Raw genomic sequence first — 701 nt, 5'->3', positions numbered from 1 at the left:
TTGTAAATACCAATTTTGTCTTGTTTAGATAATTTAGCCATAAATAAAAACCTCGAAATTCTTGTCCGAATTTCGGGGTTCATATCATAATGCTTAGCCTTTTTTATATTGTTAGAAATCTGTCTTATCTGGATCGGTTGCTACACCTGTTGAACCATGCAATTCATCCAGATTTTTCATTTCTTCATCTGTTAAATTAAAATCAAATACCTTAGTATTTGCCACAATATAATCACCGTGAACTGACTTAGGCAGTGGAATAAATCCATGTTGTAGCGACCAGCGAATCAAAACTTGTGCTGGCGTCTTATCATGATTTTTAGCTACGCCAGTAACCATTGGATTGCTTAGCAAGCCACCAGTTCCTAATGGACTATAAGCTTCATTGAAGATACCGAGATCGTCGCAATATTGCGTCACATCAGGTTGCAAGTCGCTGGGATTTAGGTAGTTTTGATTGATAGCAGGCATAATTTCAGCAGTTTTGAATAGTTCTTGCAAGTGGTGCTTTCTAAAGTTGGATACTCCGATTGCACGAATTTTACCTGCTTCAACTGCTTCTTCCATTGCACGCCAGCTTTGCGCATTAAGTTCGGCCCAATTATCTCGTGCCATTACTGGATTAGGCCAGTGAATCAAGTACAAATCAATATAATCTAAGCCCAATTCTTGCAAACTCTTATCAATAGCTTGCTGAGTGG

General features: G+C 38.4%; 1 protein-coding gene. It reads right to left on the bottom strand.

The features are described from left to right. Positions 1 to 111 precede the first annotated feature (111 nt). A partial coding sequence (locus BN55_RS08595; RefSeq protein ID WP_040469557.1) for an aldo/keto reductase occupies positions 112 to 701 on the bottom strand: 590 nt, incomplete at its 5' end.

The sequence above is a fragment of the Lactobacillus hominis DSM 23910 = CRBIP 24.179 genome, from assembly GCF_000296835.1.
Classification (GTDB): domain Bacteria; phylum Bacillota; class Bacilli; order Lactobacillales; family Lactobacillaceae; genus Lactobacillus; species Lactobacillus hominis.
This window is presented reverse-complemented; position numbering and strand designations above follow the sequence as displayed.